The organism is Variovorax soli, from assembly GCF_031454625.1.
In the GTDB taxonomy this organism is placed as follows: domain Bacteria; phylum Pseudomonadota; class Gammaproteobacteria; order Burkholderiales; family Burkholderiaceae_C; genus Variovorax; species Variovorax soli_A.
In genome coordinates this window covers 115,359-140,778 of record NZ_JAVDRF010000009.1, presented here as the reverse complement: position 1 = coordinate 140,778, position 25,420 = coordinate 115,359, and the positions used below count along the sequence as shown (strand labels likewise).

Annotated in this window: 24 protein-coding genes; 18 read left to right on the top strand and 6 right to left on the bottom strand. The window is 67.8% G+C overall.

The annotated features are described in order from the left end of the window. Window positions 1-87: 87 nt before the first annotated feature. From J2739_RS19725 to J2739_RS19715, 3 genes are read left to right on the top strand one after another with little or no spacing between them, the layout of a single operon-like run. Window positions 88-1,209, top strand: a complete 1,122-nt coding sequence (locus tag J2739_RS19725) for a 5-methyltetrahydropteroyltriglutamate--homocysteine S-methyltransferase (RefSeq protein WP_309904721.1) — start codon at window positions 88-90, stop codon at window positions 1,207-1,209. A 38-nt stretch (window positions 1,210-1,247) separates the two neighbouring features. Next, window positions 1,248-1,913 carry a glutathione S-transferase family protein gene (locus tag J2739_RS19720; protein ID WP_309904719.1) on the top strand — a complete coding sequence of 222 codons (666 nt, stop codon included), beginning with the start codon at window positions 1,248-1,250 and terminating at the stop codon, window positions 1,911-1,913. Then, window positions 1,910-3,286, top strand: a complete 1,377-nt coding sequence (locus tag J2739_RS19715) for a phospholipase D-like domain-containing protein (protein ID WP_309904717.1) — start codon at window positions 1,910-1,912, stop codon at window positions 3,284-3,286. Before J2739_RS19720 ends, J2739_RS19715 begins: the two co-directional genes overlap by 4 nt. Here the strand turns inward: J2739_RS19715 and J2739_RS19710 are convergent. Together J2739_RS19710 and J2739_RS19705 are read right to left on the bottom strand one after the other, a co-directional pair. Beyond that, the gene (locus J2739_RS19710) at window positions 3,283-4,407 is read right to left on the bottom strand and encodes an ROK family protein (protein WP_309904715.1); all 1,125 of its coding nucleotides are present in this window, start codon (window positions 4,405-4,407) and stop codon (window positions 3,283-3,285) included. The genes J2739_RS19715 and J2739_RS19710 overlap by 4 nt on opposite strands. Window positions 4,408-4,440: 33 nt before the next feature. Next, window positions 4,441-5,229 carry an alpha/beta fold hydrolase gene (locus tag J2739_RS19705; RefSeq protein WP_309904713.1) on the bottom strand — a complete coding sequence of 263 codons (789 nt, stop codon included), beginning with the start codon at window positions 5,227-5,229 and terminating at the stop codon, window positions 4,441-4,443. 108 nt (window positions 5,230-5,337) lie between these two features. Here J2739_RS19705 and J2739_RS19700 point away from each other — a divergent pair, with 108 nt between their 5' ends. Beyond that, a complete protein-coding gene (locus J2739_RS19700; protein WP_309904712.1) occupies window positions 5,338-6,870 on the top strand; it encodes a glycine betaine ABC transporter substrate-binding protein in 1,533 nt (510 codons plus the stop codon). A 32-nt stretch (window positions 6,871-6,902) separates the two neighbouring features. Here J2739_RS19700 and J2739_RS19695 read toward each other — a convergent pair whose 3' ends face one another. From J2739_RS19695 to J2739_RS19680, 4 genes are all read right to left on the bottom strand, one after another. Further along, window positions 6,903-8,339, bottom strand: coding sequence for an aldehyde dehydrogenase family protein (locus J2739_RS19695; RefSeq protein ID WP_309904710.1), 1,437 nt, complete (start codon window positions 8,337-8,339; stop codon window positions 6,903-6,905). 81 nt (window positions 8,340-8,420) lie between these two features. Beyond that, the gene (kdgD, locus tag J2739_RS19690) at window positions 8,421-9,332 is read right to left on the bottom strand and encodes a 5-dehydro-4-deoxyglucarate dehydratase (protein WP_309904708.1); all 912 of its coding nucleotides are present in this window, start codon (window positions 9,330-9,332) and stop codon (window positions 8,421-8,423) included. An 85-nt stretch (window positions 9,333-9,417) separates the two neighbouring features. Then, on the bottom strand, window positions 9,418-10,389 hold the full coding sequence (locus J2739_RS19685; RefSeq protein WP_309904706.1) for a Bug family tripartite tricarboxylate transporter substrate binding protein: 972 nt from the start codon (window positions 10,387-10,389) through the stop codon (window positions 9,418-9,420). Between the two features lie 127 nt (window positions 10,390-10,516). Further along, a complete protein-coding gene (locus J2739_RS19680) occupies window positions 10,517-11,329 on the bottom strand; it encodes a FadR/GntR family transcriptional regulator (RefSeq protein WP_309904704.1) in 813 nt (270 codons plus the stop codon). Window positions 11,330-11,391: 62 nt separating this feature from the next. Between J2739_RS19680 and J2739_RS19675 the strand changes: the two genes are divergently transcribed. The 14 genes from J2739_RS19675 to dnaK all read left to right on the top strand — a co-directional run bounded on the left by J2739_RS19675 (window position 11,392) and on the right by dnaK (window position 25,358). Further along, complete coding sequence (locus J2739_RS19675) at window positions 11,392-12,213, top strand: NAD-dependent epimerase/dehydratase family protein (protein ID WP_309904702.1); 822 nt, start codon at window positions 11,392-11,394, stop codon at window positions 12,211-12,213. Window positions 12,214-12,372: 159 nt separating this feature from the next. Beyond that, window positions 12,373-13,359: a TRAP transporter substrate-binding protein gene (locus tag J2739_RS19670; protein WP_309904700.1), complete on the top strand. Its 987-nt coding sequence runs from the start codon at window positions 12,373-12,375 to the stop codon at window positions 13,357-13,359. A gap of 10 nt (window positions 13,360-13,369) precedes the next feature. After that, window positions 13,370-13,864 carry a TRAP transporter small permease gene (locus J2739_RS19665; RefSeq protein ID WP_309904698.1) on the top strand — a complete coding sequence of 165 codons (495 nt, stop codon included), beginning with the start codon at window positions 13,370-13,372 and terminating at the stop codon, window positions 13,862-13,864. Then, window positions 13,855-15,207: a TRAP transporter large permease gene (locus tag J2739_RS19660; RefSeq protein WP_309904696.1), complete on the top strand. Its 1,353-nt coding sequence runs from the start codon at window positions 13,855-13,857 to the stop codon at window positions 15,205-15,207. Before J2739_RS19665 ends, J2739_RS19660 begins: the two co-directional genes overlap by 10 nt. Window positions 15,208-15,209: 2 nt before the next feature. Then, on the top strand, window positions 15,210-16,220 hold the full coding sequence (locus J2739_RS19655) for a lactonase family protein (RefSeq protein WP_309904694.1): 1,011 nt from the start codon (window positions 15,210-15,212) through the stop codon (window positions 16,218-16,220). A gap of 11 nt (window positions 16,221-16,231) precedes the next feature. Next, window positions 16,232-17,821 carry a galactarate dehydratase gene (garD, locus tag J2739_RS19650; RefSeq protein WP_309904692.1) on the top strand — a complete coding sequence of 530 codons (1,590 nt, stop codon included), beginning with the start codon at window positions 16,232-16,234 and terminating at the stop codon, window positions 17,819-17,821. Between the two features lie 14 nt (window positions 17,822-17,835). Beyond that, window positions 17,836-18,600, top strand: a complete 765-nt coding sequence (locus J2739_RS19645; protein WP_309904690.1) for an SDR family NAD(P)-dependent oxidoreductase — start codon at window positions 17,836-17,838, stop codon at window positions 18,598-18,600. A gap of 34 nt (window positions 18,601-18,634) precedes the next feature. Beyond that, the gene (locus J2739_RS19640; RefSeq protein ID WP_309904688.1) at window positions 18,635-19,735 is read left to right on the top strand and encodes a lactonase family protein; all 1,101 of its coding nucleotides are present in this window, start codon (window positions 18,635-18,637) and stop codon (window positions 19,733-19,735) included. A 43-nt stretch (window positions 19,736-19,778) separates the two neighbouring features. Beyond that, entirely contained in the window at window positions 19,779-20,771 is a 993-nt protein-coding gene (locus J2739_RS19635; RefSeq protein WP_309904686.1) for a Bug family tripartite tricarboxylate transporter substrate binding protein, read from the top strand. Window positions 20,772-20,837: 66 nt separating this feature from the next. Further along, window positions 20,838-21,689: an archaetidylserine decarboxylase gene (gene asd / locus J2739_RS19630; RefSeq protein ID WP_309904684.1), complete on the top strand. Its 852-nt coding sequence runs from the start codon at window positions 20,838-20,840 to the stop codon at window positions 21,687-21,689. Between the two features lie 141 nt (window positions 21,690-21,830). Beyond that, window positions 21,831-22,199: a winged helix-turn-helix transcriptional regulator gene (locus J2739_RS19625; protein WP_309904682.1), complete on the top strand. Its 369-nt coding sequence runs from the start codon at window positions 21,831-21,833 to the stop codon at window positions 22,197-22,199. Between the two features lie 36 nt (window positions 22,200-22,235). Beyond that, on the top strand, window positions 22,236-22,586 hold the full coding sequence (locus tag J2739_RS19620) for an FKBP-type peptidyl-prolyl cis-trans isomerase (protein ID WP_309904680.1): 351 nt from the start codon (window positions 22,236-22,238) through the stop codon (window positions 22,584-22,586). Window positions 22,587-22,733: 147 nt separating this feature from the next. After that, window positions 22,734-23,300 (top strand): nucleotide exchange factor GrpE, encoded by a 567-nt coding sequence (grpE, locus tag J2739_RS19615; protein ID WP_309904679.1) that lies wholly within the window; start codon window positions 22,734-22,736, stop codon window positions 23,298-23,300. Between the two features lie 105 nt (window positions 23,301-23,405). Next, entirely contained in the window at window positions 23,406-25,358 is a 1,953-nt protein-coding gene (dnaK, locus tag J2739_RS19610) for a molecular chaperone DnaK (RefSeq protein ID WP_309904676.1), read from the top strand. Window positions 25,359-25,420: the final 62 nt, after the last annotated feature.

Below are 25,420 nucleotides of genomic sequence, written 5' to 3'. Positions count from 1 at the left end.
GTAAATACCAGTCTCTATGTATCCATTCAAGTCGACCGATGTGCGTTTACGATCGGTCGTTCTTTTCAGATTCGACGGAGCCACCCCATGTCCGAACATGCCCGCCTGCCTGCCCGCTACGACCACGTCGGCAGCTTCCTGCGCCCCAAGTACCTGCTCGAGGCCCGCGAGCAGAAGGCCAAGGGCGAGATCACGCCCGAGCAGCTTCGCAAGGTCGAAGACAAGGCCATCACCGAGATCGTGAAGTTCCAGGAGGACATCGGCCTCAAGAGCATCACCGACGGCGAATTCCGCCGCACCTACTTTCACATCGACTTCCTCGAGCAGCTGGGCGGCGTGAAGACCGACATCCCGGTCACCATCCGAAAGCCCGACGGCACCGAGGAACTCGCGCCGCCGGTGATGCGCGTCATCGACAAGGTGACCCACGCGAAGTGCATTCAACTGGCGGACTTCGAATACCTGAAGAGCCAGGTGTCCGCCGGCAATACGCCGAAGGTCACCATCCCCTCGCCCACCATGCTGCACTTCCGCGGCGGCCGCGCCGGCATCAGCAAGCAGGCCTATCCCGAGCTCGACCCGGCGTTCTACGACGACGTGGCCCAGGCCTACGGCGACGAGCTGCGCTCCCTGGCCGCGGCCGGCTGCACCTACGTGCAGATGGACGACACCAACCTCGCCTACCTCTGCGACGAAAAGATGCGCGAGGCCGCCCGCCAGCGCGGCGACGACCCCAACGAGCTGCCGCACCGCTATGCCGCCTTCATCAACAAGGTGGTGGCGCAGAAACCCGCGGGCATGACGCTGGCAATGCACCTGTGCCGCGGCAACTTCAAGAGCACCCACGCGGCGGCCGGCAACTACGAGCCGGTGGCCGAGGCGCTGCTCAAGGAGATGGACCTGGACGCCTATTTCCTCGAGTACGACGACGCGCGCTCGGGCGACTTCCGGCCGCTGCGCTTCCTGCCCAAGGGCAAGACCGTGGTGCTGGGCCTGGTGACCACCAAGTTCGGCGAGATGGAGGACAAGGACGAGCTCAAGGCGCGCATCGAGGCGGCGGCCAGGTACGTGCCGCTGGAGCAGCTGGCGCTGTCGCCGCAGTGCGGCTTCTCCAGCACCGTGCACGGCAACAACATCGCGGTGGAGGCCCAGCGGGCGAAGCTGCGGCTGGTGGTGGAGACCGCACAGGAGGTCTGGGGCGCTAGCTGAGGTGCGCGCGCGGTGAAGTCGCGGCATGATCGCGCCTCATGAAGCTCTTCACCGGTCCCCTCAGCATGTTCGGCGCCAAGGCGCAGATCGCGGCACTCGAAAAGGGCCTTGCGGTCGAAACCGTGATGGTGCCTTTCGACAAGGACGACAACTACCTCCCCAAGCACCCGGAGGTGCTGCGCATCAATCCCAAGCGTCAGGTGCCGGTGCTGATCGACGGCGAGGTGGAGCTCTTCGACTCGACGCAGATCTTCGAGTACCTCGAAGACAAGGTGCCCGAGCCGCCGCTGTGGCCGCGTGACGTCGCCGGCCGAGCGCGGGCGCGCCAGATCGAGCACCTGTCCGACGAGGTGTTCTTCCCGCACGTGATCAAGCTCATGGGCCTGCAGCACGACATGCAGGGCGAGGCGGCGCAGGCGGCCTGCGCCGCCTGCGCCCACTTCTACGCGCAGATGGAACAGCGGCTGGCGCACGCCGAGCACCTGGCCGGCCCCTATACCTTCGCCGACATCGCCTTCTACATGGCGCAGGTCTTCGCCGACCGCAAGGGCGCCGGCATGACGGACGCCACGCCCCGCCTGCTGGCCTGGCGCGAGCGCGTGGGTGCGCGCCCCGCGGTGCGCGCGGTGGTCGGGCCGATGATGCGCTTCCTGGCCTCCGAAGGCCGGCCGGTCCCCGCGGCCTTGCAGTCGCACCTCGCGTGAACCGCATCGACGACTGGCTCGACTGGCTGCCTTCGCCGTCGCAGCACCTGCTGGTCGTGACCTTCGCGGTGCTGGTCTACGTGCTGAGCACGCGCGCGCGGCGCGAGCAGCGCGCGCCCACCACCGCGATCGCCTGGGTCATGGGCCTGGTGCTGCTGCCCTACTTCGTCCTGCCCGTTTACCTGCTGTTCGGCCAGCGCAAGCTGCGGCCCGGGGGCTCGCCGCGGCCATCGCGCTCGGCGCCGGCAGGGCACTGGGCGGCCGACCTGATCGAGAGCTTCGGTCTCGCGCCGCCGGGACCCTGCAAGGTGCGCTTCCATGCCGACGGCGTCGCGGCGCGGGATGCGCTGTGGGCGGTCATCGAGGGCGCGCGCAAGCGCATCGACGTCTGCACCTTCATCATCGGCGACGACGCATTGGGCCACGAAGCGATCAATCGCCTGTCGCGGCGCGCGCGCGAGGGCATCAAGGTGCGCGTGCTGCTCGACGGCTTCGGCGCCCTGTCGCTGCCGCGCCAACACTTCGACACGCTGCGCGACGCCGGCGCCGAGGTAGCCGTGTTCCGCCCCATCTTCAGCCTGCGCCGCACGGGACCGCGCAACCTGCGCAACCACCGCAAGCTCACCATCGCGGACGACAGCTGGCTGTGGTCGGGCGGGCGCAACCTGGCTGGCGAATACTTTGTCGGCAACGACGAATACCCGGACGCGTGGCACGACCTCTCCTTCGACCTGCAGGGCAGCGTGGCCGCGGCGGCGGCGCGCCAGTTCGACCACGACTGGGCCTCGGTGCGCGGACGCAAGCCCCGCGCCATCGCCGCCGAGACACCGGTCACGGGCGAGCTCGCGCAGTTCCTGCCCAGCGGGCCCGACCAGACCGAGGACACGGCGCATGCGCTGCTGATCGACGCATGCTTTCGCGCCGAGCACCGGCTGCTCGCGATCACGCCCTATTTCGTGCCCGGCGACGGCCTGCGCGATGCGCTGCGGCTGGCGGCGCGGCGCGGGGTGCAGGTCACGATCGCGCTGCCCGCCCGATCCAACCACCGGCTGGCCGACTTCGTGCGCGCGCGCGCCATGCGCGACCTCGCCCGCGCCGGCGTCATCTTCCGCATGCTGCCCTTCATGGCCCATGCCAAGGCGGTGGTGGTGGACGATCAACTCGCGCTGTGCGGCTCGATCAACCTCGACCTGCGCAGCCTGCTGCTGAACCACGAGGCGGCGGTGGTGTTCTACGGTGCCGAGCAGATCGATTGGCTGGCGCAGTGGATCGAGACCACCGCCTCGGCCGGCGAGACCTACCGCGCGCGGCGGCCGGGACTGGTGCGCGACGTCGCGGAGGGGCTGCTGCTGACCATCGCCTTCCAGCTTTAGGCGCCCCTGGATTTCTTCGGCGGCTCCCGATTGCTGTAGCTGGCGTTGCCCAGCCCCGTGCCGATGGTGAGCACCGCCCAGTGCTTCACGTCTCGCATGAAGGGCAGCTCGCTCAGGCCCTGCACCACGGCATCGTTGTGCATCAGCACCATCGTCGGGACGCCGCGGATGGTCGGGATCTTCCTGGCGAGCGCGGTGGGCAGGTGGAAATGCTCGCTGGTCCAGTCGCCAGGCATGTTCTGCGCGCCGCGCGCGATCGAGCCGTCCTTGCGGATCAGGCCCGGGCACCCGATGCCGACGAAGGGTGCGAGCCGAATGCCCTTCTTCTTGCAGTAGCGCACCTGCTCTTCCAGCATGTCGGCCAGCCGCGCCACCAGAACGCGGCGGTTCGGGCCCTCGTCGGCATGGCGCCATTTCTCGCGCCGCAGCACCTTGGCCTGCGACAGGTCGGGCGCGCGCTTGCGCCGCGTCTTCACGATGCCGCAGCGCACGTTGGTACCGCCGATGTCGAGCGCGAGGATGGCGTCGTAGTGCTCCAGCAGTTCGGGTGGCGCGAGGTGCACCCAGCCGAGCAGCCCGCCGTCGTCGGTCTCGTGGCTGATGCGCGCGAGTTCCACCTGCACCTTCAATTCCTGCAGGATGGCGGCCGCCTGCAGCACCGCCCGCTCGCCCACGTCGCTTTCCGGAAAGCCGCCACCGATCACGATGCGCTGGACCCCCTTCCACGAGGGCTGGCGCAGGAAGCTGCGGATGACATCGGCCAGCGCCTCGGCGAATTCCTCGATGGCCGCGTGGACCACGTCCGTCGCCTCCGAGGCCTTGCCCTCTTTGAGGGCCGCATCGAGCGTGCCCTTGGCCAGCTCCCGGGAATGGCGCTCGCCCAACGGGTCCTTCTTGCGCTTCTTGCGATGTCGCCGGCGCCACCGTTCCAGCAGCTCGCGGAAGGCCGTCTGGCTGGCCTGGTCGCCCAGGAAGCCTTCCCCGCCGCGCAACTGGAGGCTGTAGCCCTCGACCAGCACTGCGGGCAACTCCCGCGCGCCGTGGACGTCGGTCCACGGCGGCGTCGGCGCCGGCCGGGCCTCGCTCTTCTTCTTCGATTGCGTCTTGTGTTCGGAGCCCAATGAAGTCCTTCGGGGGTTAGGCGGTTGCTTGGGTCAATCGGCCGTGGCTTCGAGGATAAGGCGGGTCGTTTCCTCGGGTGCATCCCAGTGCGGAAAATGCCCGCAGCGCTCGAACCAGTGCAGGCGCGCCCCGGGATAGAGCTGCAGCGCGCGTGCCGCCTGCCGCGGCAGGCAGATGCGGTCGAGCCGCCCCCAGCCGATCACCAGCGGCCCCGGCATGCGGCCCGCGTCCGCACCCCGTTGCGCCGGCTCGCGCAGCAGCGCCAGCAGCACGGCCTCGAAGGAGCGCGCGGACGCGTAGCTGCGCATTTCTTCGAGCACCATCGAAAACGGAAGCGCGGCCGGCTGGACCGAGAACCGCGCCAGCAGCAGGTGGCGCGACCAGCCGTGCGAGACGAGGGCCGGCATTGCGAATTGCAGGCTCCGTGCCAGCCGGCACGAGAGCCAGACCGACGCGGCGAAAAGGAAGCGCTCCCAGCCGACCCAGAAGCCGCCCGGCCCCAGCGAGACCACCGAGCCCAGCACGCCATCGCGGCTTGCCAGCTCGAGCAGCAGGCGCGCGCCGATCGAACTGCCGGCCGCATCGGTGCCGATGAGGTCATGCTCCTGCAGAAACTGCTCGAGCGCATCGGCCAGCGCTCCCACCGTGACCGCGCCATCCAGCGGCGGGCTCTTGCCGAAGCCGGGCAGGTCGATCGCGATCACGCTGCGCCGGGCCGCCAGGGGTTGCAGGATGCCCTGCCACGAGCGCCAGCTGCTGCCCAGTCCATGGACCAGCAGCAGCGGCTTGCCTTGACCCCGCCGGACGTAATTGATGCGCACCGCCGCACTGTGCGGCCAGGCGCCACCGGCATCGCATCAGCCCCGCGCACGATCGACTGTAGGAAGGCGGCCTGTCGCGATCCGCAGCACGCCGATACACTGCCCCGCATGCATTGCCTGCGCCGCCTGCGGCTTCTCGCGTTGTCCTGCCTGGGCCTGCTCTGGGCGGCCGCGCCTTCGCAGGCGCAGGACACGACCCTGCACATCGGCTCGAAACGCTTCACCGAGTCCTACATCCTGGCGGAGGTCTTGGCGCAGACCGCCTTGCCGCACCTGCCGGCCCCGCCGCAGCTGCGGCAAGGCCTCGGCAACACTGCGATCGTCTACGAGGCCCTGCGCTCGGGCAGCATCGATCTCTATGCCGAATACACGGGCACGGTGGCGCTGGAGATCCTCAAGAACCCGCAGCCGATGACGCGCGAAGCCATGAATGCCGCGCTGGCGCCGCTCGGCCTGGGCATCGCGATCCCGCTGGGCTTCAACGACGGCTATGCGCTCGCCATGCGCGCAGCCGACGCCGAGCGCCTCGGCGTGAAGACGCTGAGCGACCTGGCACGCCATCCCGAGCTGCGACTGGGCCTGTCGAACGAATTCATCGGCCGCGCCGACGGCTGGCAGGGCCTGGCTTCGCGCTACGGCATCGCACAGAAGCCGACGGGGCTGGACCATGGCCTCGCCTACGACGCCATCGCGGCGAAGCAGATCGACGTCATCGACATCTACACGACGGACGCCAAGATCGAGCACCTCGGCCTGCGCGTGCTCACGGATGACCGCGCCTTCTTCCCGCGCTACGACGCGGTGGTGCTGTACCGGCTCGATGTACCGGCGCGCTGGCCGGCCGCCTGGGCTGCGCTGCAGAAGCTGGAGGGCCGCATCGACGAGCGCGCGATGATCGCGATGAACGCGCGCGCCGAGCTGCAAGGCGTGGCCTTCGATGCGATCGCTCGCGATTTCCTGGCGCAAGGCAAGGCGGGCGGGAAGGCCGTCGCAGCAGGCAGCGGGGGCGCGCGCGGCTTCGTGGCCAAGCTCTTCGGGGCCGATCTCGGCCGGCTCACGCGCCAGCACCTGCTGCTGGTGGCGATCTCGGTCGGGTTGGCCATCCTCATTGCCGTGCCGCTGGGCATCCTCGTGTTCCCGCACCTGCGGCTTCGAGCGTTGGTGCTCGGGCTCACGGGCCTGCTGCAGACCGTGCCCTCGCTCGCGCTGCTGGCGCTGCTCATCTCGCTGATCGGCGCCATCGGCACACTGCCGGCGCTGATCGCGCTCACGCTCTACTCGCTGCTGCCCATCATGCGCAACACCGTGACCGGGCTGGCCGAAGTCCCGGCCGGACTGCGCCAGGCCGGGACGGCGCTGGGCATGACCGGCGGGCAGAGCTTGCGGCTGGTGCTGCTGCCGCTGTCGCTGCCGACGCTGCTGGCGGGCGTGCGCACGGCCACGACGATCGCCATCGGGACCGCGACCATCGCGGCGTTCATCGGTGCCGGAGGATTCGGCGAGCGCATCGTGACCGGGCTGGCGCTCAACGACCGCGGGCTGCTGGTGGCGGGTGCGGTGCCGGCCGCGGTGCTGGCGCTGTTGAGCGAAGGGGTGTTCGAAGCGATCGAGTATTGGCTGCGGCGAGGCCGGGCGGCCTGAGCCCCTCCCCCGGAGGGAAGGGATCGAAGACCTCAGGCCAGGGTGTACGCCGTCTTCACCACCGTGAAGAACTCCTGCGCATACCTGCCCTGCTCCCGCGGGCCGTAGCTCGAGCCCTTGCGTCCGCCGAAGGGCACGTGATAGTCCACCCCCGCCGTCGGCAGGTTCACCATCACCATCCCGGCCTGGCTGTGCCGCTTGAAGTGCGTCGCGTACTTCAGCGAGGTCGTCGCGATGCCGGCCGACAGCCCGAACTCGGTGTCGTTGGCCGTAGCCAGCGCCTCCTCGTAGTTCTTCACCCGGATCACGCTCGCCACCGGTCCGAAGATCTCTTCCTTGTTGATGCGCATGCTCGCCACCGATTCACTGAACAGCGCCGGCGACATGTAGAAGCCCTCGGTCGCGAGCTTGAGCCGACCGCCGCCCGCGGCCAGCGTGGCGCCTTCGCTCTGGCCGATTTCGATGTATTCCAGGTCCTGCTGCAACTGGCTCTCGCTGGAGACCGGCCCGATGTCGGTGCCCTGCGCCAGTGCATCGCCGACCTTGATCTTGGCCATGCGCGCCTTCATCGCCTCGATGAACTTCGGGTAGATGCCCTCGGTCACGATCAGCCGGCTCGAAGCCGTGCAGCGCTGGCCGGTGGAATAGAAGGCGCTCTGCACGCTGAGCTCCACCGCCTGGTTCAGGTCGGCATCGTCCAGCACCACCTGCGGGTTCTTGCCGCCCATCTCGAGCTGCACCTTCTTGTGCTTGGTCGCGCACTGCACCGCGATGTTGCGGCCAACCCCGACCGAGCCTGTGAAGCTGATGGCATGGATGCCGGGGTGGTCGACCAGCGCATTGCCGATCACGCTGCCCCGGCCCATCACCAGGTTGAAGACGCCGGCGGGAATGCCCGAGCGGCTGATGATCTCGGCCAGCGCCCAGGCGCAGCCGGGCACCAGGTCGGCGGGCTTGAGCACCACGCAGTTGCCGAACGCCAGGGCCGGCGCGATCTTCCAGGCGGGGATCGCGATCGGGAAGTTCCACGGCGTGATGAGGCCGACCACGCCCACCGGCTCGCGCGTGATCTCCACCCCGATGCCGGGGCGCACCGAGGGGATCACTTCGCCCGACAGGCGCAGGCATTCGCCGGCGAAGAACTTGAAGATGTGGCCGGCGCGCGTGGCTTCGCCGATGCCCTCGGCGCGGGTCTTGCCCTCCTCGCGCGCGAGCAGGGTGCCCAGCTCTTCCTTGCGGGCGAGGATCTCGTTGCCGATCTTGTCGAGGGCATCCGAGCGTGCCTGCACGCTGCCGGTGGCCCAGCCGGGGAAGGCCGCGGTCGCTGCGGCCACGGCCTCGTCCACTTGCGCTGCATCGCCCTGCGCGTAGTGGCCCAGAACGTCCTCGAGGTTGCTCGGGTTGGTGTTGGGGCTGTAGCTGGCGCCCGCGCGCCATTCGCCGTTGATCAGATTGTCGAAGTTCTGCATGGCTGGGTCCTTGGGGTCGGTCGAAAAAAGCGCGGGCGCCTGGGCGGCGCCGCGCCGGGGCCAGTCGCCTCGCTGCGATGGCTACTGCGGCCCGAGCTTGTCGATCAGTGCCGCCAGCGCATCGTACTCGTCGGTCTTGAGCTCGGTCAGCGGCGTGCGCACCGGGCCGGCATCATGGCCCACGATGCGCGCGCCGGCCTTCACGATGCTCACCGCGTAGCCCTGGCCCTTGTTGCGGATCTCCAGGTAGGGCATGAAGAACTGCTTGAGCAGGCGGTGCTGCGTGGCCATGTCGTCCGCCGCCACCGCCTCGTAGAAGTCCATCGCGGTTTTCGGAATGAAGTTGAAGACGGCCGAGGAATACACCGGCGTGCCCAGCGCCTTGTAGGCCGCCGCGTAGACCTCGGCCGTCGGCAGCCCGCCGAGATAGGCGAAGCGATCGCCCATGCGCAGGTGAATGGAGCTCATCAGCTCGATGTCGCCGATGCCGTCCTTGAAGCCCACCAGGTTGGGACAGCGCTCGGCCAGCTTCGCCAGCGTATCGGGATAGAGCCTGCTCTGCCCGCGGTTGTAGACGATCACGCCGAACTTCACGCTCTTGCACACCGCCTCCACGTGCGCGGCCAGGCCTTCCTGGCCGGCCTCGGTCAGATAGTGCGGCAACAGCAGGATGCCGTGCGCGCCGGCCTTCTCGGCCGCCTGCGCGCACTGGATCGCGAAGCGCGTCGGCCCGCCGGCGCCGGCGATGATCGGCACCTTGCCGCGGCAGGTCTGGACGGCGGTCTCGATGATCCCCGGGTACTCCTCGCCGGTCAGCGAGAAGAACTCGCCGGTGCCGCCGGCCGCGAACAGCGCGCTCGCGCCGTAGGGCGCCAGCCATTCGAGGCGCCGGATGTAGCCCTTCCTGTCGAAGTTGCCCTCGGCATCGAAGTCGGTCAGGGGAAAGGACAGCAGGCCGGAGCCCATGATGGATTTGAGTTCTTGGGGATTCATCGAAAGATCCTGGAAAGAAGAAAAGAACGGCAGCGGACGCCCGGACGCGAAAACCTTCGCGCCCTCGGCGTGCCCATGTCCGATGTCAGTCGAGCTTGATCTGCGCCGCGTCGACCACCTTGGCCCAGCGCACGCGTTCCTTGTTGAAGAACTGCTCGTGTTCGGCCGGCGTCATCGTCACGACCTCGGCGCCCTGCCCGGCCAGGCGCGAGCGGATGTCGGCCGAGCGGATGATGGCGACCAGCTCCTTGTTGAGGCGCTGGATCACCGCGTCGGGCGTGCCGCGCGGCGCCAGCAAGCCTTGCCAGGTGCCGGACTCGAAGCCCGCCACGCCCTGCTCGGCAATGGTGGGCACGTCGCCGATCAGCGGCATGCGGGTGGCCTTGGAGACGCCCAGTACCTTGAGCTTGCCGCTCTGCACGTGCGGCAGGGTCGCGAGCATGCCGTTCATCAGCACCTGGGTCTGGCCGCCCACCGTGTCCTGGATGGCCTGCACGCCACCCTTGTAAGGCACGTACTGCCAGCGCGCGCCGCTGGCGCGCTCCAGCGCCACGCCGGCCAGGTGCGGCGCGCTGCCGGTGGCGGTGACGGCGAAGTTCAAGTCGGCCTTCTTCGACAGCGCGACCAGTTCCTTCAGGTTGTTCGCCTGGACCGACGGGTGCACCACCAGCAGGTGCGGCGAGTAGGCCAGCATGGTGACGCCGCGCAGGTCCTTCGAGGGATCGAAGGCAAGCTTGGTGTAGACCGAGGGGCTGATGGCGAGCGCGCCCACGTCGCACAGGAGCAGCGTGTACCCGTCGCCCGGCGCCTTGGCCACGAGATCCGCGCCCAGGTTGCCATTGGCGCCTGCACGGTTCTCCACGATCACCGATTGCTTGAGCGCCTCCGACAGCGGCTGGCTGATGGCGCGCGCAATGATGTCGGAGGAGCCACCCGGTGGGTAGGGCACCACGATGCGCAAGGGCTTCGAGGGCCAGGCATCGGCTGCCGAGGCATGGCCGGCCAGCAGGCTCGCGCCGACGGCGCCGAGCACGAGATCGCGTCGATTCAACTTCATGTCAAAGGTCTCCTGGAGGTAAGGACGAGTGCGCCATGGGCACACTCGAAGGTCGGCTTGAGATTCTTAGTTATCAGTCATCGTACAACTAGAGCGGCAACCTGTCCAGCATGGCGCGTCGAAGCGCTCAGGCTGCAGGCGTGCTGCCGCCAGGCGCCGGGCCCTGTGATTCGCGCCGAGCGGCCTCCTGCGCCAGGCGAAGGCGTTCGCGGCTGTTGGTCAGATGGATCCGCATGGCCGCGCGGGCCGACTCCGGATCGCGCCGCGCGATGGCGGCGTAGATCTCTTCGTGCTCGCGGTTGACGCGGCTCAGGTACTCGCCGCGTCGGTCGTGATTGCGGATGGCGGTGATGCGCGTGCGCGGAATGATCGTGGTGCCCAGGTGGCTCATGATGTCCGCGAAGTACACATTGCCCGTGGCCTCCGCGATCTGCAGGTGGAAGCGGAAGTCGGGCGCGACGGTGTCTCCCGCCTCCTCCACGTTGCGCTGGAAATCGTCCAGCGCCTCGCGCATCGCCTGCAGTTGCTCCTCGGTGCGGCGAGTGGCAGCCAGGCCGGCCGACTCGGTCTCCAGGCTGATGCGCAGCTCCAGCACCGCCAGCACGTCGACGGAGGTCGCGACGTCCGAGCCCTCGAGCCGGAACATGCCCGGCGCCTTCGGCGGCAGCACGAAAGTGCCGATGCCATGGTGCGTCTCCACGAGCCCGCCGGCCTGCAGCTTCGACAGTGCCTCGCGCACCACGGTGCGACTGACGCCGTAGGCCTGCATGATGGCCGACTCGGTGGGCAGCTTGTCGCCCGGCCGCAGCTGCTGGCTGCGGATTTTTTCGCCCAGGTCGTCGACCAGGCCGTGCGCCAGGCCGCGGCCGCGACGGCGCGGGCTGCCGCTCAAGGCGGCCGGCTCGGCGGCTGAGGTTGACCCCGTTGACAGGCTCGACATGCGTTGATGATAATCAAGCGAACGTTGTACGACAACCGATAACTTACGACTCCAAGAGACAAATGAGCGAGCCCTCCTCCCCTCGACCCCGCCTGAACCGCCTTCTGCTGACCGGCGCCGCCGGCGGACTGGGCAAGATCCTGCGCGAGCGCCTGCCCACCTTCGCGCAAACGCTGCGCCTGTCCGACATCGCAGCCCTCGCGCCGGCTGCCGGCGCGCACGAGGAAGTGGTGCCCTGCAACCTCGCCGACAAGGCCGCGGTCGACGCGCTGGTCGCCGGCTGCGATGCGATCGTGCACCTGGGGGGCGTCTCGGTGGAGCGCCCCTTCGAGGAAGTCCTCGAAGCCAACATCAAGGGTGTCTTCCACCTCTATGAAGCCGCGCGCCGCCACGACGTCAAGCGCGTGGTGTTCGCGAGTTCGAACCATGTGATCGGCTTCTACAAGCAAACCGAGCCGATCGACGCCCACGCCAAGCGCCGGCCTGACAGCTACTACGGGCTGTCCAAGTCCTTCGGCGAGGACGTGGCCCAGTTCTATTTCGACCGCTGGGGCATCGAGACGGTGAGCATCCGCATCGGCTCATCCTTCCCGGAGCCGGCCAACCGCCGGATGATGAGCACCTGGCTGAGCTACCGCGACCTCACCTCATTGGTCGAGAAGTCGCTCTTCACGCCGGACGTGAAGCACACCGTGGTCTACGGCGTGTCGGCCAATCGCGATGTCTGGTGGGACAACAGCGCGGCCGCGCACCTGGGCTACGTGCCGCAAGACAGCTCGGAAGTGTTCCGCGCCAAGGTCGAGGCGCAGCCACCGGTCGCGGCGTCGGACCCGAACGCCATCTACCAGGGCGGTGCCTTCACCGCGCAAGGTCCCTTCGACTAATCCGGCGCCGAGGCCGAGGCGCACCCGCAGCGCGCGCCGGCCGACTGCAATGCCTCCCGCCAGGGCGGCGCCTTCCCCGAGCAAGGCTCGTTCGAACAAGCCAAGCTTTCCCCTCCTACGCCTTTTTCCAGACCATCGATTTCAAACAGAGGAAGAGACATGAAGACTTCAAACAGCCACCTGCTCAGCCTGATCGCGACCGCCGTCCTGTCGCTTGCCGCCATGCAGGCCCAGGCACGTGACTTCCGCTCCGCGGAGGTCCACGCCAAGGACTTCCCGACCAACATGGCGGTCAAGTACATGAGCGACCAGCTCTCAGCCGCGACGGGTGGCAAGGACAAGATCAAGATCTTCGCCGACAGCTCGCTGGGCTCCGAGAAGGACACCGTCGAGCAGGTCAAGATCGGCGCGCTCGACATGGTGCGCGTCAGCTCCGCGTCCTTCCACGGCATCGTGCCGGATTCGGTGATTCCTTCACTGCCTTTCCTGTTCCGCGACATCGACCATTTCCGCAAGACCATGTACGGCCCGACCGGCGACAAGATCCTGGCCTCGTTCGAGAAGGCCGGCTTCATCGGCCTGTGCATGTACGAAAGCGGGGCGCGCTCCGTCTATGCCAAGAAGCCGATCAAGACGGTCGCCGACATGAAGGGCCTGAAGATCCGTGTCCAGCCCTCCGACCTGATGGTGAGCCTGGTGGGGGCGACTGGCGCATCGCCGACCCCCATGCCGATCGCCGAGGTCTACACGGGCCTGAAGACCGGGCTGGTGGACGCCGCGGAAAACAACTATCCCTCGTACGAGGAAGCCAAGCACTATGAAGCGGCGCCGGTCTATTCCGAGACCATGCACGTGATGACGCCCGAGGTGCTGGTGTTCTCGAAGAAGATCTGGGACACGCTGCCCAAGGAAGAGCAGGCAGCCATCCGCAAGGCGGCCAAGGATTCGGTGCCTTACTACGTGAAGCTCTGGGAGCCGCGCGAGAAGGACGCCAAGGCGGCAGTCATCAAGGGCGGCGCCAAGATCGTCGCCGCGGCCGACATCGATCGCAAGGGCTTCGTCGAGGTCGAGAAGCCGGTATGGAACAAGTTCGCGACCACGCCCGAGCTGAAGGCGCTGGTACAGGAAATCGTCGACACCAAGTGACGGCCCGACGATGCACCTGTTCTCTCAACTGAATGCGCGGCTGTCGCGCTGGACCATGTACCTGGCCTGCGCGTGCCTGGTCGGCCTGCTCGGGGTCGTCGTCTACGGCGTTGTGCTGCGCTACGTCTTCAACGACGCGCCTTCGTACGTCGAGCAGGTGGCGCTGCTGCTGGTGATCTCGGTCGCCATGTTCGGCGCCTCGGCCGGCGTCCGGGACGCCGGGCACATCGGCCTGGATTCGCTGGTGAAGGCGTTGCCCGCGCGCGCTCAGTTCTGGTGCAAGTTCATCGTCTACCTGCTGACCATCGCGTTCGCCATTGCCCTCTTTGCCGGTGGCGCGGAGATGGCGTTGTCGACGCGCCACGACACGATCCCCACCATCGGCTTGTCCGAGGCGGTCCGCTACCTGCCGGTGCTTGTCGCCGGTGTGCTCATCACCTTGTTTTCCATCGAGCACCTCGCGGCTCAATTCACCGTCCACGAGGTCGTCCCGTCATGGCACTGACACTGCTGTCGCTGAGCTTTCTGATCTTCCTCGTGCTCGGCATGCCGGTCGCCTTCGCGATCGGGCTGAGCTGCCTGCTGACCTTCGCCTTCGAAGGGCTGCCTTTCGAAACCGCGATCCAGATGATGGTGTCGGGCATGAACGTGTTCTCGTTCCTCGCCATCCCCTTCTTCATCTTCTCCGGCGAGTTGATGCTGCACGGCGGCATTGCCGACAAGATCGTCGCCTTCGCGCGCAGCCTGATCGGCCACTGGAAGGGCGGCCTGGGGCTGGCCAACGTGGTGGCCTCGACGCTGTTCGGCGGCGTCTCGGGCTCGCCGGTGGCGGACACCTCGGCCATGGGCGGGGTGATGATTCCCGTGATGGAGCGCGAGGGCTACAGCGCGGCCTATGCGGTCAACGTCACCACCCATGCGTCGCTGTCGGGCGCGCTGATGCCGACCTCGCACAACATGATCATCTACGCCTTCGCGGCGCAGGCGGCCGTCGGCGAGATCGCGGGCCACACGATCAAGGGCGTGTCGATCGGCGACCTGATGTTCGCGGGCCTGATCCCGGTGTTCTGGATCATGGTCTGCATGCTGGTCGCCGCTTACTGGCAGGCCGCGAAGTACGGCTATCCGAAACGCCCCGACGGCACCACGATGCTCGAACGCTTCCCGGGCTGGGGCATGGTGCTGCGCACCTTCGTCGCGGCGATCCCCGGGCTGATGGTGATCGTGATCATCCTGGTGAGCGTCATGAAGGGCATCGCCACGGCCACCGAGGCGGCGGCCATCGCGGTCACCTATTCGCTGCTGCTGACCGTCGTCGTCTACCGCACGATGACGCGTCGCAATCTCCTCAAGTCGCTGGCCAAGGCCTCGAAGACGACGGGCGTGATCCTGCTGCTGATCGGCGTGTCCAACATGCTGCGCTACCAGATGGCATACCTGGAGATCCCGGACACGATCGAGGCAGCCCTCCTGGCCGCGACCACCACGCCTTGGCTGATGCTCCTGTACATCAACATCATCCAGATCTTCCTCGGCATCTTCCTGGACATGGCGGCGCACATCCTGATCACCACGCCGCTGTTCCTGCCGCTTGCGATCCAGATGGGCGTCGGCCCGGTGCAGTTCGGCATGATGCTCCTGCTCAACTGCGCACTCGGGCTGGTCCATCCGCCGGTGGGCACGGTGCAGTTCATCGGCTGCGCGATCGGCAAGATCTCGATCGGCGAAGCGACCAAGACCGCATGGCCCTATTACCTGGCGATCTTCATCGCCATCACGCTGGTGACCTACGTGCCCTCGTTCTCGACCTGGCTGCCGTCGCTGATCACCGGTCACCCGGTGTTCTGAACATGTACGCCGTCTACGTCTCCAATGCCGAAAGCGGCGACATCTCGGTGCTGCGCCTGGATGCGGAGCGCGGTGCGCTGACGGCGGTGCAGCGCGTCGAGGTCGGCGGCGAAGTCATGCCCCTCGCGCTCGGCCCGGCGCGCACGCGCCTCTATGCGGTGCGGCGCTCCGAACCGCGCGAAGTGCTCAGTTTCGAGATCGATCCGAAAAGCGGCAGACTCGACGCCATCGGCGCCGCGGCCCTGCCGCACAGCATGGCCTCGATCGCCACCGACCGCAGCGGCCGCTTTCTCTTCAGCGCGTCCTACGGCGGCAACGTGATCGCCGTCAGCCCGATCGATGCGGACGGCGTCGTGCAGGCAGCGCATCAGGTGCTCCCGACAGGGCCGCATGCCCACGCGATCCATGCCGATCCGTCGAACCGCTTCGTCTTCGCCACCAGCCTGGGCAGCGGCGTGATGCTGCAGTTCCGCTTCGACGCCGCGAGCGGGCGCCTTGCGCCGAACACGCCGGCCGCGCTGCAGCCGCATGCCGAGGCCAGCCCGCGCCACTTCGCGTTCGGCCACGACGCGCGCTTCGTCTACCTGCTGACCGAGCTCGACGCCGCCATCGACGTGCTGGCACTCGATGGCAACAGCGGCACGCTGCGCACGGTGCAGACCCTCGACTCGCTGCCGCGCGGATTCGACGGCGAGCCCTGGGCCGCCGACATCCATCTCACGCCCGACGGGCGCTTTCTTTACAGCAGCGAGCGCCGCTCGGGCACGCTGGCGGCCTTCCGCGTCGATGCCGAGAACGGCACGCTGACGCTCGTCGGCCACGTGCCGACCGAGGCCCAGCCGCGCGGCTTCAATGTGACGCCCGACGGCCGTTTCCTGATCGCAGCCGGCCAGCGCTCGCACCGGGTCGCGCTGTACGCGATCGATGCGCAGACGGGCGCGCTGAACGCGCTGGGCGATTGCGCAGCGGGGCGCGGGCCGAACTGGGTCGAGAGCATCGCGCTCGACCGCTGAGGACCCATACCATGTCGACCATTCAGAACAGCCAGCCGCTCTACATCACCATGCACGAGCGCGACAACGTCGCGATCGTGGCCAACGACGGCGGCCTGCCCGCGGGCACCGTCTTCGCGTCCGGCCTGACCCTGGTCGAGAAGGTGCCGCAGGCGCACAAGGTGGCGCTGGCCGACATCCCCGAGGGCGGCGAAGTGCGGCGCTACGACGTGGTGATCGGCTACGCGCTCAAACCCATCCAAGCCGGCGCCTGGGTGCATGAGCGGCTGCTGAGGATGCCCGCCGCGCGCGAGCTGCAGGGCTTGCCGATCGCCACCGTCAAGCCTGCGCCGTGGCCGCCGCTCGAGGGCTACACCTTCGAGGGCTACCGCAATGCCGACGGGTCGGTGGGCTCGCGCAACATCCTGGCCATCACGCAGACCGTGCAGTGCGTCGCCGGCGTCACCGCGTTCGCCGTCGATCGGATCAAGAAGGAGCTGCTGCCCAAGTACCCCAACGTGGACGACGTGGTGGCCCTCGAGCACGGCTACGGCTGCGGCGTGGCCATCGATGCCCCGGACGCGGTCATCCCGATCCGAACCCTGCGCAACATCAGCCTCAACCCCAACTTCGGCGGCGAAGTGATGGTGGTGAGCCTGGGCTGCGAGAAGCTGCAGCCCGAGCGCCTGATGCCGCCCGGCACCATCCCGCTGATCGACGAACGCAACATCGCCGACATCGGCGAAACGGCCGACGCAAAGCTCGACGTGGTGTGCCTGCAGGACGACGCCCACGTCGGTTTCATGTCGATGGTCGAGTCGATCCTGCGGCAGGCCGAGGAGCACCTGGAGCGCCTGAATGCCCGCCGGCGCGAGACGGTGCCGGCCAGCGAACTGGTGGTCGGCGTGCAGTGCGGCGGCAGCGACGCCTTCTCCGGCGTCACGGCCAATCCGGCGGTGGGCTTCTGCACCGACCTGTTGGTGCGCGCCGGCGCCACCGTGATGTTCTCCGAGGTGACCGAGGTGCGCGACGGCATCGACCAGCTCACCTCGCGCGCCGCCACGCCGGAGGTGGCCGAGGCCATGATCCGCGAGATGGCCTGGTACGACGCCTACCTGGACAAGGGCCGCGTCGACCGCAGCGCCAACACCACGCCCGGCAACAAGAAGGGCGGGCTGTCCAACATCGTCGAGAAGGCGATGGGCTCGATCGTGAAGTCCGGCTCCGCGCCGATCTCCGGCGTGGTCGCGCCGGGCGAGAAGGCGCGTCAGAAGGGCCTGCTCTATGCCGCGACGCCGGCTTCCGATTTCATCTGCGGCACGCTGCAGCTCGCCGCAGGCATCAATCTGCACGTGTTCACCACCGGCCGCGGCACGCCTTACGGACTGGCCGAAGTGCCGGTGATCAAGGTGGCCACGCGCAGCGACCTCGCGCGCCGCTGGCACGACCTGATGGACGTGAACGCCGGCCGCATCGCCGACGGCGAGGCCACGATCGAAGAGGTGGGCTGGGAGCTGTTCCGGCTGATGCTCGAAGTGGCCAGCGGGCGCAAGAAGACCTGGGCCGAACACTGGAAGCTGCACAACGCGCTGGTGCTTTTCAACCCCGCACCGGTCACCTGAAAGGAAGACAAGCCATGGAAGATCTCAAGGGAAAGATCGCCCTCGTCACCGGTGCCAGCACCGGCATCGGCGCCGCCGTCGCCAAGGCCTACGCCGCGCGCGGCATGCGGGTGGCCGTGCACTACAACGCCTCGGCCCGGCAGGCCCGCGCAGTGGTCGACGCGATCGCGGCAGCCGGCGGCGAAGCCTTCGCGCTGCAGGGCGACGTGCGCGACACCGAGGCCATTCGCCGCATGGTGCAGGAAGCCAGCGCGCGGTGGGGCGGCATCGACGTGCTCGTCAACAACGCGGGCAGCCTCGTGAAGCGCGTGCCGATCGCCGAGTTCGACGATGCCCTCTTCGACGAGGTGATGCACCTCAACGCGCGCTCGGTGCTCGCCTTCTGCCGTGACGTGGTGCCGCTGATGCGGACGCAGGGTCGCGGCGGCAGCATCATCAACGTCTCGTCAGTGGCCGCGCGCCATGGCGGCGGCCCCGGGGCCTCGCTCTATGCCGGCGCCAAGGGTTTCGTCAGCACCGCCACGCGCGGCCTCGCGAAGGAACTCGCACCCGACGGCATCCGCGTCAACGCGGTCGCGCCGGGCGTGATCCAGACGCCTTTCCACGACCAGTTCTCGACGCCGCAGATGCTCGAGTCCTTCAAGGCCACGATCCCCATGGCCCGCATCGGGGAGCCCGACGACTGCGTGGGCGCCTTTCTGTACCTCGCGTCGGAACAGCTCTCCGGCTACGTGACGGGCCAGATCCTCGAGGTGAACGGCGGCCAGTACATGCCCTGAACGAGTTCCCAGTACCGACACAAGAAGGAAGAACATGCATCCGACCATCGCTTCGCGCGCACTGCGCCGTCTCTCGCTGCTCCTCGTGCCGGCGCTCGCCGCGATCGGCGGCAGCGCCTCGGCCGCCACCTGGGTCTACATCTCCAACGCGGACAGCCAGGACATCTCGGTGCTCGAACTCGACCGCGCCCAGGGCACGCTGAAACCCGTGGAATCCGTGAATGTCGGCGGCACGGTGATGCCGATGGCCGTGAGCCCCGACAAGCGCTTCCTTTACGCCGCGCTGCGCTCGCAGCCCTTCCGCGTTGCGAGCTTCGCGATCGACGGCGCCAGCGGCAAGCTGAAGAAGCTGGGCGAGGCGCCGCTGGCCGACAGCATGGCCAACATCGACATCGACGCCAGCGGCCGGTGGCTGTTCGCGGCCTCCTACCCGGGGCACAAGATCACGGTCAACAGCATCGACCCGAAAACCGGCAGCGTCGGCCCCATCCAGCAGTTGCTGGCCACGGCGCCCAACGCCCATGCGATCCACGCCGACGCCGCCAATCGCTTCGTGCTGGCGACGAGCCTGGGCGGCGACAACGTCTCGAGCTGGCGCTTCGACGCCCAGACCGGCGCCTTGTCGCCCAACGATCCGCCGCTGACGATCGGCACCGCCAAGTCGGGACCGCGCCACTTCATCTGGGACAAGGCGCAGCGCTTCGTCTATTTGCTGAACGAGCTCGACGCCGGGCTGCAGGTGTATGCCTGGGATGCAGCCCGCGGCACGCTGCAGCTGCAGCAGAGCAGCACCGTCCTGCCCACGGGCTTCTCAGGCAAGCCCTGGGCGGCCGATCTGCATCTCACGCCCGACGGCCGCTATCTCTACGCGTCGGAGCGTACGTCCAGCACGCTGTCGGCCTTCAAGGTGGACGCCGCGACCGGCCGGCTGCAGCCGCTGGGCCAGACGCCGACCGAGAAGACGCCGCGCGGCTTCGCCATCGATCCGAGCGGCCGCTTCCTGGTCGCCGTCGGCCAGGAGTCCCACAGCGCCTCGGTGTATCCGATCGACACCGCCTCGGGCGCCCTGGGCGCACCCCAGCGGCTGCCTGTCGGCAAGAACCCGAACTGGGTCGAGATCGTCGAGACGCCGTGAGCGCGCAGCCATTTTTGTACCCCGAACTCAAGGAGACACCTTCATGCAACGCCGCACCCTGATGCGCACCGCGCTCGCCTCGCTCGCCGCGGGCCTGCCGGCCCTGCCTGCTCTGGCGCAAGGCCCCTGGCCCACGGGCAAGGCCATCACCTACCTCGTGCCCTTCCCCGCGGGCGGCACCACCGACGTCCTGGCCCGCCTTATCGGCCAGAAGCTCGGGCCGGTGCTGGGCACCAGCGTGGTGGTCGACAACAAGGGCGGCGCCGGCGGCAGCGTGGGCTCCGAGATCGCCTCCCGTGCCGCGCCGGACGGCTACACGATGCTGGGCGGGACCATCAGCTCGCACGCGATCAACGTCAGCCTCTATCCGAAGATCGGCTACGACCCGCTGAAATCCTTCGCGCCGGTGACGCTGATCGGCACGAACCCGGTGGTGCTGGTGGTGCCGCAGGCCAGCCCCTACAAGACGCTGAAGGACGTGCTGGACGCCAGCCAGGCCAAGTCGGGCGGACTCTCCTCGGCCTCGGCCGGCACCGGCACCTCGCAGCACCTGACGCTGGAATTGCTGGCCTACAAGTCGGGCGTGAAGTTCACCCACGTGCCCTACAAGGGCAGCGGCCCGGCGATCCAGGACGTGATCGGCGGCCAGGTGGACATGATGTTCGACACGACCGTCGTCGCCGGACCGCACATCCAGAGCGGCAAGCTGCGTGCGATCGCGGTCAGCTCGGCGAAGCGCCTGGCCTCCATGCCCGACGTGCCCACGGTGGCCGAGTCGGGCCTGCCGGGACTGAAGGACTTCGAGGTGCTGTCGTGGCAGGCGATCTTCGTGCCGGCCGGCACGCCGGCGCCGGTGATCGATCGACTGCACAACGAGATCCGCAAGATCCTGGCCGAGCCCGAGATGCAGGAGAAGCTCAAGGGCTTCGGCATGCAGCCGGCCGACATGAGCACCGCGCAGATCGCGGCCTTCCAGAAGGCCGAGGTCGAGAAATGGGCGCAGGTGATCAAGGCGGCGAACATCAAGCCGGAGTAGGCGCCGTCCCGCACGCCACCGGAAAGGCGGTGGCTAGAATCGCCTTCCTTTTCGGGAAGCCCCTTCGTGTCCGACCGCCTCTCCGTCCTGCCGCAGTACCTTTTTCCCAAGCAGGCGCTGACCAACTTCGCCGGCTGGGTCGCGGGCAAGGAACGCGGCGCGCTCACGACCTGGATCATCCGGCGCTTCGTTGCCAAGTACGGCGTCGACATGGCGGAGGCGCTGGACAGCGACATCGCGAGCTACCCGAGCTTCAACGAATTCTTCACCCGCGCCCTGAAGCCCGGCGTGCGGCCGATCGCGCAGGCCGACCTGGTCTGCCCGGTGGACGGCGCGATCAGCCAGTTCGGCGTCATCGAGGGCGACCAGATCATCCAGGCCAAGGGCCACCGCTACAGCACCACCGCGCTGGTGGGCGGCGACGCAGCCTTGGCCGCGCAGTTCGCACACGGCAGCTTTGCCACCCTGTACCTGAGTCCCAAGGACTACCACCGCATCCACATGCCCTGCGACGGCCGCCTGCTGCGCATGATCCACGTGCCGGGCGAGCTGTTCTCGGTGAACCCGGTCACGGCTCGCGGCGTGCCCGGCCTGTTCGCCCGCAACGAGCGGGTGGTGTGCGTGTTCGAATCGACACGCGGGCCCTTCGTGCTGGCGCTGGTCGGCGCCACCATCGTCGGCAGCATGGCCACCGTCTGGCACGGCGTGGTCAATCCGCCGCGCAGTGGCGAGCTGCGGGAGTGGCACTACGCCGATCAGCACATCATGCTCAAGCAAGGCGAGGAGATGGGCCGCTTCCTGCTGGGCTCCACAGTCGTCATGCTGTTCCCGAAGCCGCCGCTGGACTTCAACGCGAACTGGGCGCCAGGCGCTTCGGTCCGGCTCGGCGAAACGATGGCACGCTACCCGCTCGCCTGAGGCTTCGCCCTCGGCGGCCGCAGCGGGCTTTGCTGCACAGCTATTAATCTTGTAGCACGTAGTCTTCTGGGCTATAGTCCCCGGCCCCCAGTCACAAGAACAGGCGGTGGTCATCGCCACCGTGCAGAGGAGACCGGTTCCATGAGCAGCAAGGAAAACGCGGCCGTCAGCCAACTGCTCGCGTTACTCGAAGCCCGTTATGCGCTGCGCGTGCTCTGGGCGCTGCGCGACGGCCACGCCCAGACCTTCCGCCTGCTGCAGGACAGCGTCGGCAACATCACGCCCAACACGCTCAACACCCGCATCAAGGAATTGCGCGAGGCCGGCATCGTGAGCCACGGCGGCGAGGGCTACAGCCTGACGCCCAGCGGCCAGGACCTGCTCAAGCGCCTCTCCGACCTGCAGGCCTTCGCGGTGAAATGGCAGCTGAACCAGGTCAAGAAGAACACGCCGGCGCCGGTCAAGCCGCTCGTGCCGCCGCCGCCGGAGGCACCCCCGGCGCCTCGTTAAACTGCGGGGCTTTTCCTCCACTTCCCAAGGACCGCCATGCCCACCACTCCCTCCGGCCTCCAGTACGAAGACAGCGTCGTCGGCGACGGCGCGGAAGCCAAAGCCGGCCACCATGTGCACGTGCACTACACCGGCTGGCTCTTCAACGACGGCGTGCAGGGCGCCAAGTTCGACTCCAGCCGCGACCGCAACGACCCCTTCGCCTTCTCGCTGGGCGCCGGCCAGGTGATCAAGGGCTGGGACGAGGGCGTCGCCGGCATGAAGATCGGCGGCAAGCGCACCCTGATCATTCCGCCCGCCCTGGGCTACGGCGCACGCGGCGCAGGCGGGGTGATCCCGCCCAATGCCACCTTGAAGTTCGACGTCGAGCTGCTCGACGCCCACTGAGACAGGCGCCGCGGCGGCACCCTCGCCGGCCCGCGAAATGCGCCTCCCGAGGCGCATTTTTTTCTTGAAATCCGCGGCAACGGCCCCAGTTGGCCCGGATCGTTCAATTTTTTCTTCAGTTCCCGGCGAGCCGCCGGCTTTTCGAGCATGACTGACCCGCAAAACCATCCATCGAATCCCGAGACCCTGCAGGGCGAAGCGAGCCCCGAGGAACTGGAGGCCGCGCAAGCCGCCAACGAAGCGGACGCGCTGGCTGCCGCCGGCGCCGAGATCGCCGAACTCAAGGCCAAGAACGCCGAACTGGCCGACCAGTTCCTGCGGGCCCAGGCCGACGTGCAGAACGCGCGCCGCCGCGCCGACGATGAAATCACGAAAGGCCGCAAGTTCGCCATCGAGTCCTTTGCCGAGAGTCTGGTGCCGGTGCTCGACAGCCTCGAGGCCGGCCTGGCCCACCAGGACGCCACGCCCGAGCAGATCCGCGAAGGCGCAGAAGCCACGCTGCGCCAGCTCAAGAGCGCCCTGGAGCGCAACAAGGTGATCGAGATCGCGCCAGCCGCCGGCAGCAAGTTCGATCCGCACCAGCACCAGGCGATCTCCGTGGTGCCGGCCGAAGGGCAGGAGCCCAACACCATCGTCGGCGTGCTCCAGAAGGGCTACACCATCGCCGAGCGCGTCCTGCGCCCGGCCCTGGTGACCGTCACGCCGGCCAACTGAGCCACCCACACGAAAACCACAGGAAATCCCCGCCTCTTCCCTTGAATCGAGCCGGGTTATCCACAAGTTCACAACAACATCTTTTTCGCGTTCAGGAGCAACAACATGGGCAAAATCATCGGCATCGACCTCGGCACCACGAACTCGTGCGTGTCGATCATGGAAGGCAACACCACGCGGGTGATCGAAAACTCGGAAGGCGCGCGCACCACGCCCTCGATCGTCGCGTACCAGGAAGACGGCGAAGTGCTCGTCGGCGCCTCGGCCAAGCGCCAGGCGGTCACCAACCCCAAGAACACCATCTACGCGGTCAAGCGCCTGATCGGCCGCAAGTTCGAGGAGAAGGAAGTCCAGAAGGACATCGACCTGATGCCCTACAGCATCGTCAAGGCCGACAACGGCGACGCATGGGTGGAAGTCCGCAACAAGAAGCTGGCGCCGCCGCAGGTCAGCGCCGAGATCCTGCGCAAGATGAAAAAGACCGCCGAGGACTATCTCGGCGAGGCCGTGACCGAGGCCGTGATCACCGTGCCGGCCTACTTCAACGACAGCCAGCGCCAGGCCACCAAGGACGCCGGCCGCATCGCGGGCCTGGACGTCAAGCGCATCATCAACGAGCCGACCGCTGCCGCGCTGGCCTTCGGCCTGGACAAGCAGGACCGCGCCGACCGCAAGATCGCCGTGTACGACCTGGGCGGCGGCACCTTCGACATCTCGATCATCGAGATCGCGGACGTGGACGGCGAGAAGCAATTCGAAGTGCTGTCGACCAACGGCGACACCTTCCTGGGCGGTGAGGATTTCGACCAGCGCGTGATCGACTACATCATCGGCGAGTTCAAGAAGGACCAGGGCGTGGACCTGAGCAAGGACGTGCTCGCCCTGCAGCGCCTGAAGGAAGCCGCCGAGAAGGCCAAGATCGAGCTGTCGAACAGCGCGCAGACGGACATCAACCTGCCCTACATCACGGCCGATGCGTCGGGCCCCAAGCACCTGAACATCAAGCTCACCCGCGCCAAGCTCGAGAGCCTGGTCGACGAGCTGATCGAGCGCACCATCGCGCCCTGCCGCACCGCCATCAAGGACGCGGGCGTGTCGGTCAGCGACATCCATGACGTGATCCTGGTCGGCGGCATGACCCGCATGCCCAAGGTGCAGGAGAAGGTGAAGGAGTTCTTCGGCCGCGAGCCGCGCAAGGACGTGAACCCCGACGAGGCCGTGGCCGTCGGCGCCGCGATCCAGGGCCAGGTGCTCTCGGGCGACCGCAAGGACGTGCTGCTGCTCGACGTGACCCCGCTGTCGCTCGGCATCGAGACCATGGGCGGCGTGATGACCAAGATGATCACGAAGAACACCACGATCCCGACCAAGTTCGCGCAGACCTTCTCCACCGCCGAGGACAACCAGCCGGCCGTGACCATCAAGGTGTTCCAGGGCGAACGCGAGGTGGCCGCGGGCAACAAGCTGCTCGGCGAGTTCAACCTCGAGGGCATCCCGCCGGCCGCGCGCGGCACGCCGCAGATCGAGGTGAGCTTCGACATCGACGCGAACGGCATCCTGCACGTCGGCGCCAAGGACAAGGGCACGGGCAAGGAGAACAAGATCACCATCAAGGCGAACTCGGGCCTGTCGGAGGACGAGATCCAGAAGATGGTGAAGGACGCCGAGCTCAACGCAGCCGAGGACAAGAAGAAGGTCGAGCTGGCCCAGGCCCGCAACCAGGGCGAGGCCATGGCGCACAGCGTGAAGAAGTCGCTGGCCGAGCACGGCGCGAGCCTCGAAGCCGGCGAGAAGGAAAAGATCGAGACCGCCATCAAGGAGCTGGAAGAAATCCTGAAGTCCGAAGACAAGACGGCGATCGAGGAAAAGACCAACACGCTGATGACTGCCAGCCAGAAGCTGGGCGAGAAGATGTACGCGGACGCACAGGCCGCGGCCGGTGCAGCCGGCGCAGCGGCGGGCGGCGGCTCCGCGGGGGCGGGCCAGGAAGCTGCAGGCAGCGCGCCGGCGGACGACAACGTGGTCGACGCCGAGGTCAAGGAAGTCAAGAAGGGTTGATTTCCCGATCCTGATACGAGGCTGGATCTCCTGACAAGGCGGTCCGGCCTTTTTCCGTTCTC

What these genes read in the sequence shown, in the direction of transcription:
- J2739_RS19725 (WP_309904721.1), top strand. Translation starts at nt 88, where the DNA reads ATGTCCGAACATGCCCGCCTGCCTGCCCGCTACGACCACGTCGGCAGC.
- J2739_RS19720 (WP_309904719.1), top strand. Translation starts at nt 1,248, where the DNA reads ATGAAGCTCTTCACCGGTCCCCTCAGCATGTTCGGCGCCAAGGCGCAG.
- J2739_RS19700 (WP_309904712.1), top strand. Translation starts at nt 5,338, where the DNA reads ATGCATTGCCTGCGCCGCCTGCGGCTTCTCGCGTTGTCCTGCCTGGGC.
- J2739_RS19695 (WP_309904710.1), bottom strand. Translation starts at nt 8,339, where the DNA reads ATGCAGAACTTCGACAATCTGATCAACGGCGAATGGCGCGCGGGCGCC.
- kdgD (WP_309904708.1), bottom strand. Translation starts at nt 9,332, where the DNA reads ATGAATCCCCAAGAACTCAAATCCATCATGGGCTCCGGCCTGCTGTCC.
- J2739_RS19685 (WP_309904706.1), bottom strand. Translation starts at nt 10,389, where the DNA reads ATGAAGTTGAATCGACGCGATCTCGTGCTCGGCGCCGTCGGCGCGAGC.
- J2739_RS19680 (WP_309904704.1), bottom strand. Translation starts at nt 11,329, where the DNA reads ATGTCGAGCCTGTCAACGGGGTCAACCTCAGCCGCCGAGCCGGCCGCC.
- J2739_RS19675 (WP_309904702.1), top strand. Translation starts at nt 11,392, where the DNA reads ATGAGCGAGCCCTCCTCCCCTCGACCCCGCCTGAACCGCCTTCTGCTG.
- J2739_RS19670 (WP_309904700.1), top strand. Translation starts at nt 12,373, where the DNA reads ATGAAGACTTCAAACAGCCACCTGCTCAGCCTGATCGCGACCGCCGTC.
- J2739_RS19665 (WP_309904698.1), top strand. Translation starts at nt 13,370, where the DNA reads ATGCACCTGTTCTCTCAACTGAATGCGCGGCTGTCGCGCTGGACCATG.
- J2739_RS19660 (WP_309904696.1), top strand. Translation starts at nt 13,855, where the DNA reads ATGGCACTGACACTGCTGTCGCTGAGCTTTCTGATCTTCCTCGTGCTC.
- J2739_RS19655 (WP_309904694.1), top strand. Translation starts at nt 15,210, where the DNA reads ATGTACGCCGTCTACGTCTCCAATGCCGAAAGCGGCGACATCTCGGTG.
- garD (WP_309904692.1), top strand. Translation starts at nt 16,232, where the DNA reads ATGTCGACCATTCAGAACAGCCAGCCGCTCTACATCACCATGCACGAG.
- J2739_RS19645 (WP_309904690.1), top strand. Translation starts at nt 17,836, where the DNA reads ATGGAAGATCTCAAGGGAAAGATCGCCCTCGTCACCGGTGCCAGCACC.
- J2739_RS19640 (WP_309904688.1), top strand. Translation starts at nt 18,635, where the DNA reads ATGCATCCGACCATCGCTTCGCGCGCACTGCGCCGTCTCTCGCTGCTC.
- J2739_RS19635 (WP_309904686.1), top strand. Translation starts at nt 19,779, where the DNA reads ATGCAACGCCGCACCCTGATGCGCACCGCGCTCGCCTCGCTCGCCGCG.
- J2739_RS19625 (WP_309904682.1), top strand. Translation starts at nt 21,831, where the DNA reads ATGAGCAGCAAGGAAAACGCGGCCGTCAGCCAACTGCTCGCGTTACTC.
- J2739_RS19620 (WP_309904680.1), top strand. Translation starts at nt 22,236, where the DNA reads ATGCCCACCACTCCCTCCGGCCTCCAGTACGAAGACAGCGTCGTCGGC.
- grpE (WP_309904679.1), top strand. Translation starts at nt 22,734, where the DNA reads ATGACTGACCCGCAAAACCATCCATCGAATCCCGAGACCCTGCAGGGC.
- dnaK (WP_309904676.1), top strand. Translation starts at nt 23,406, where the DNA reads ATGGGCAAAATCATCGGCATCGACCTCGGCACCACGAACTCGTGCGTG.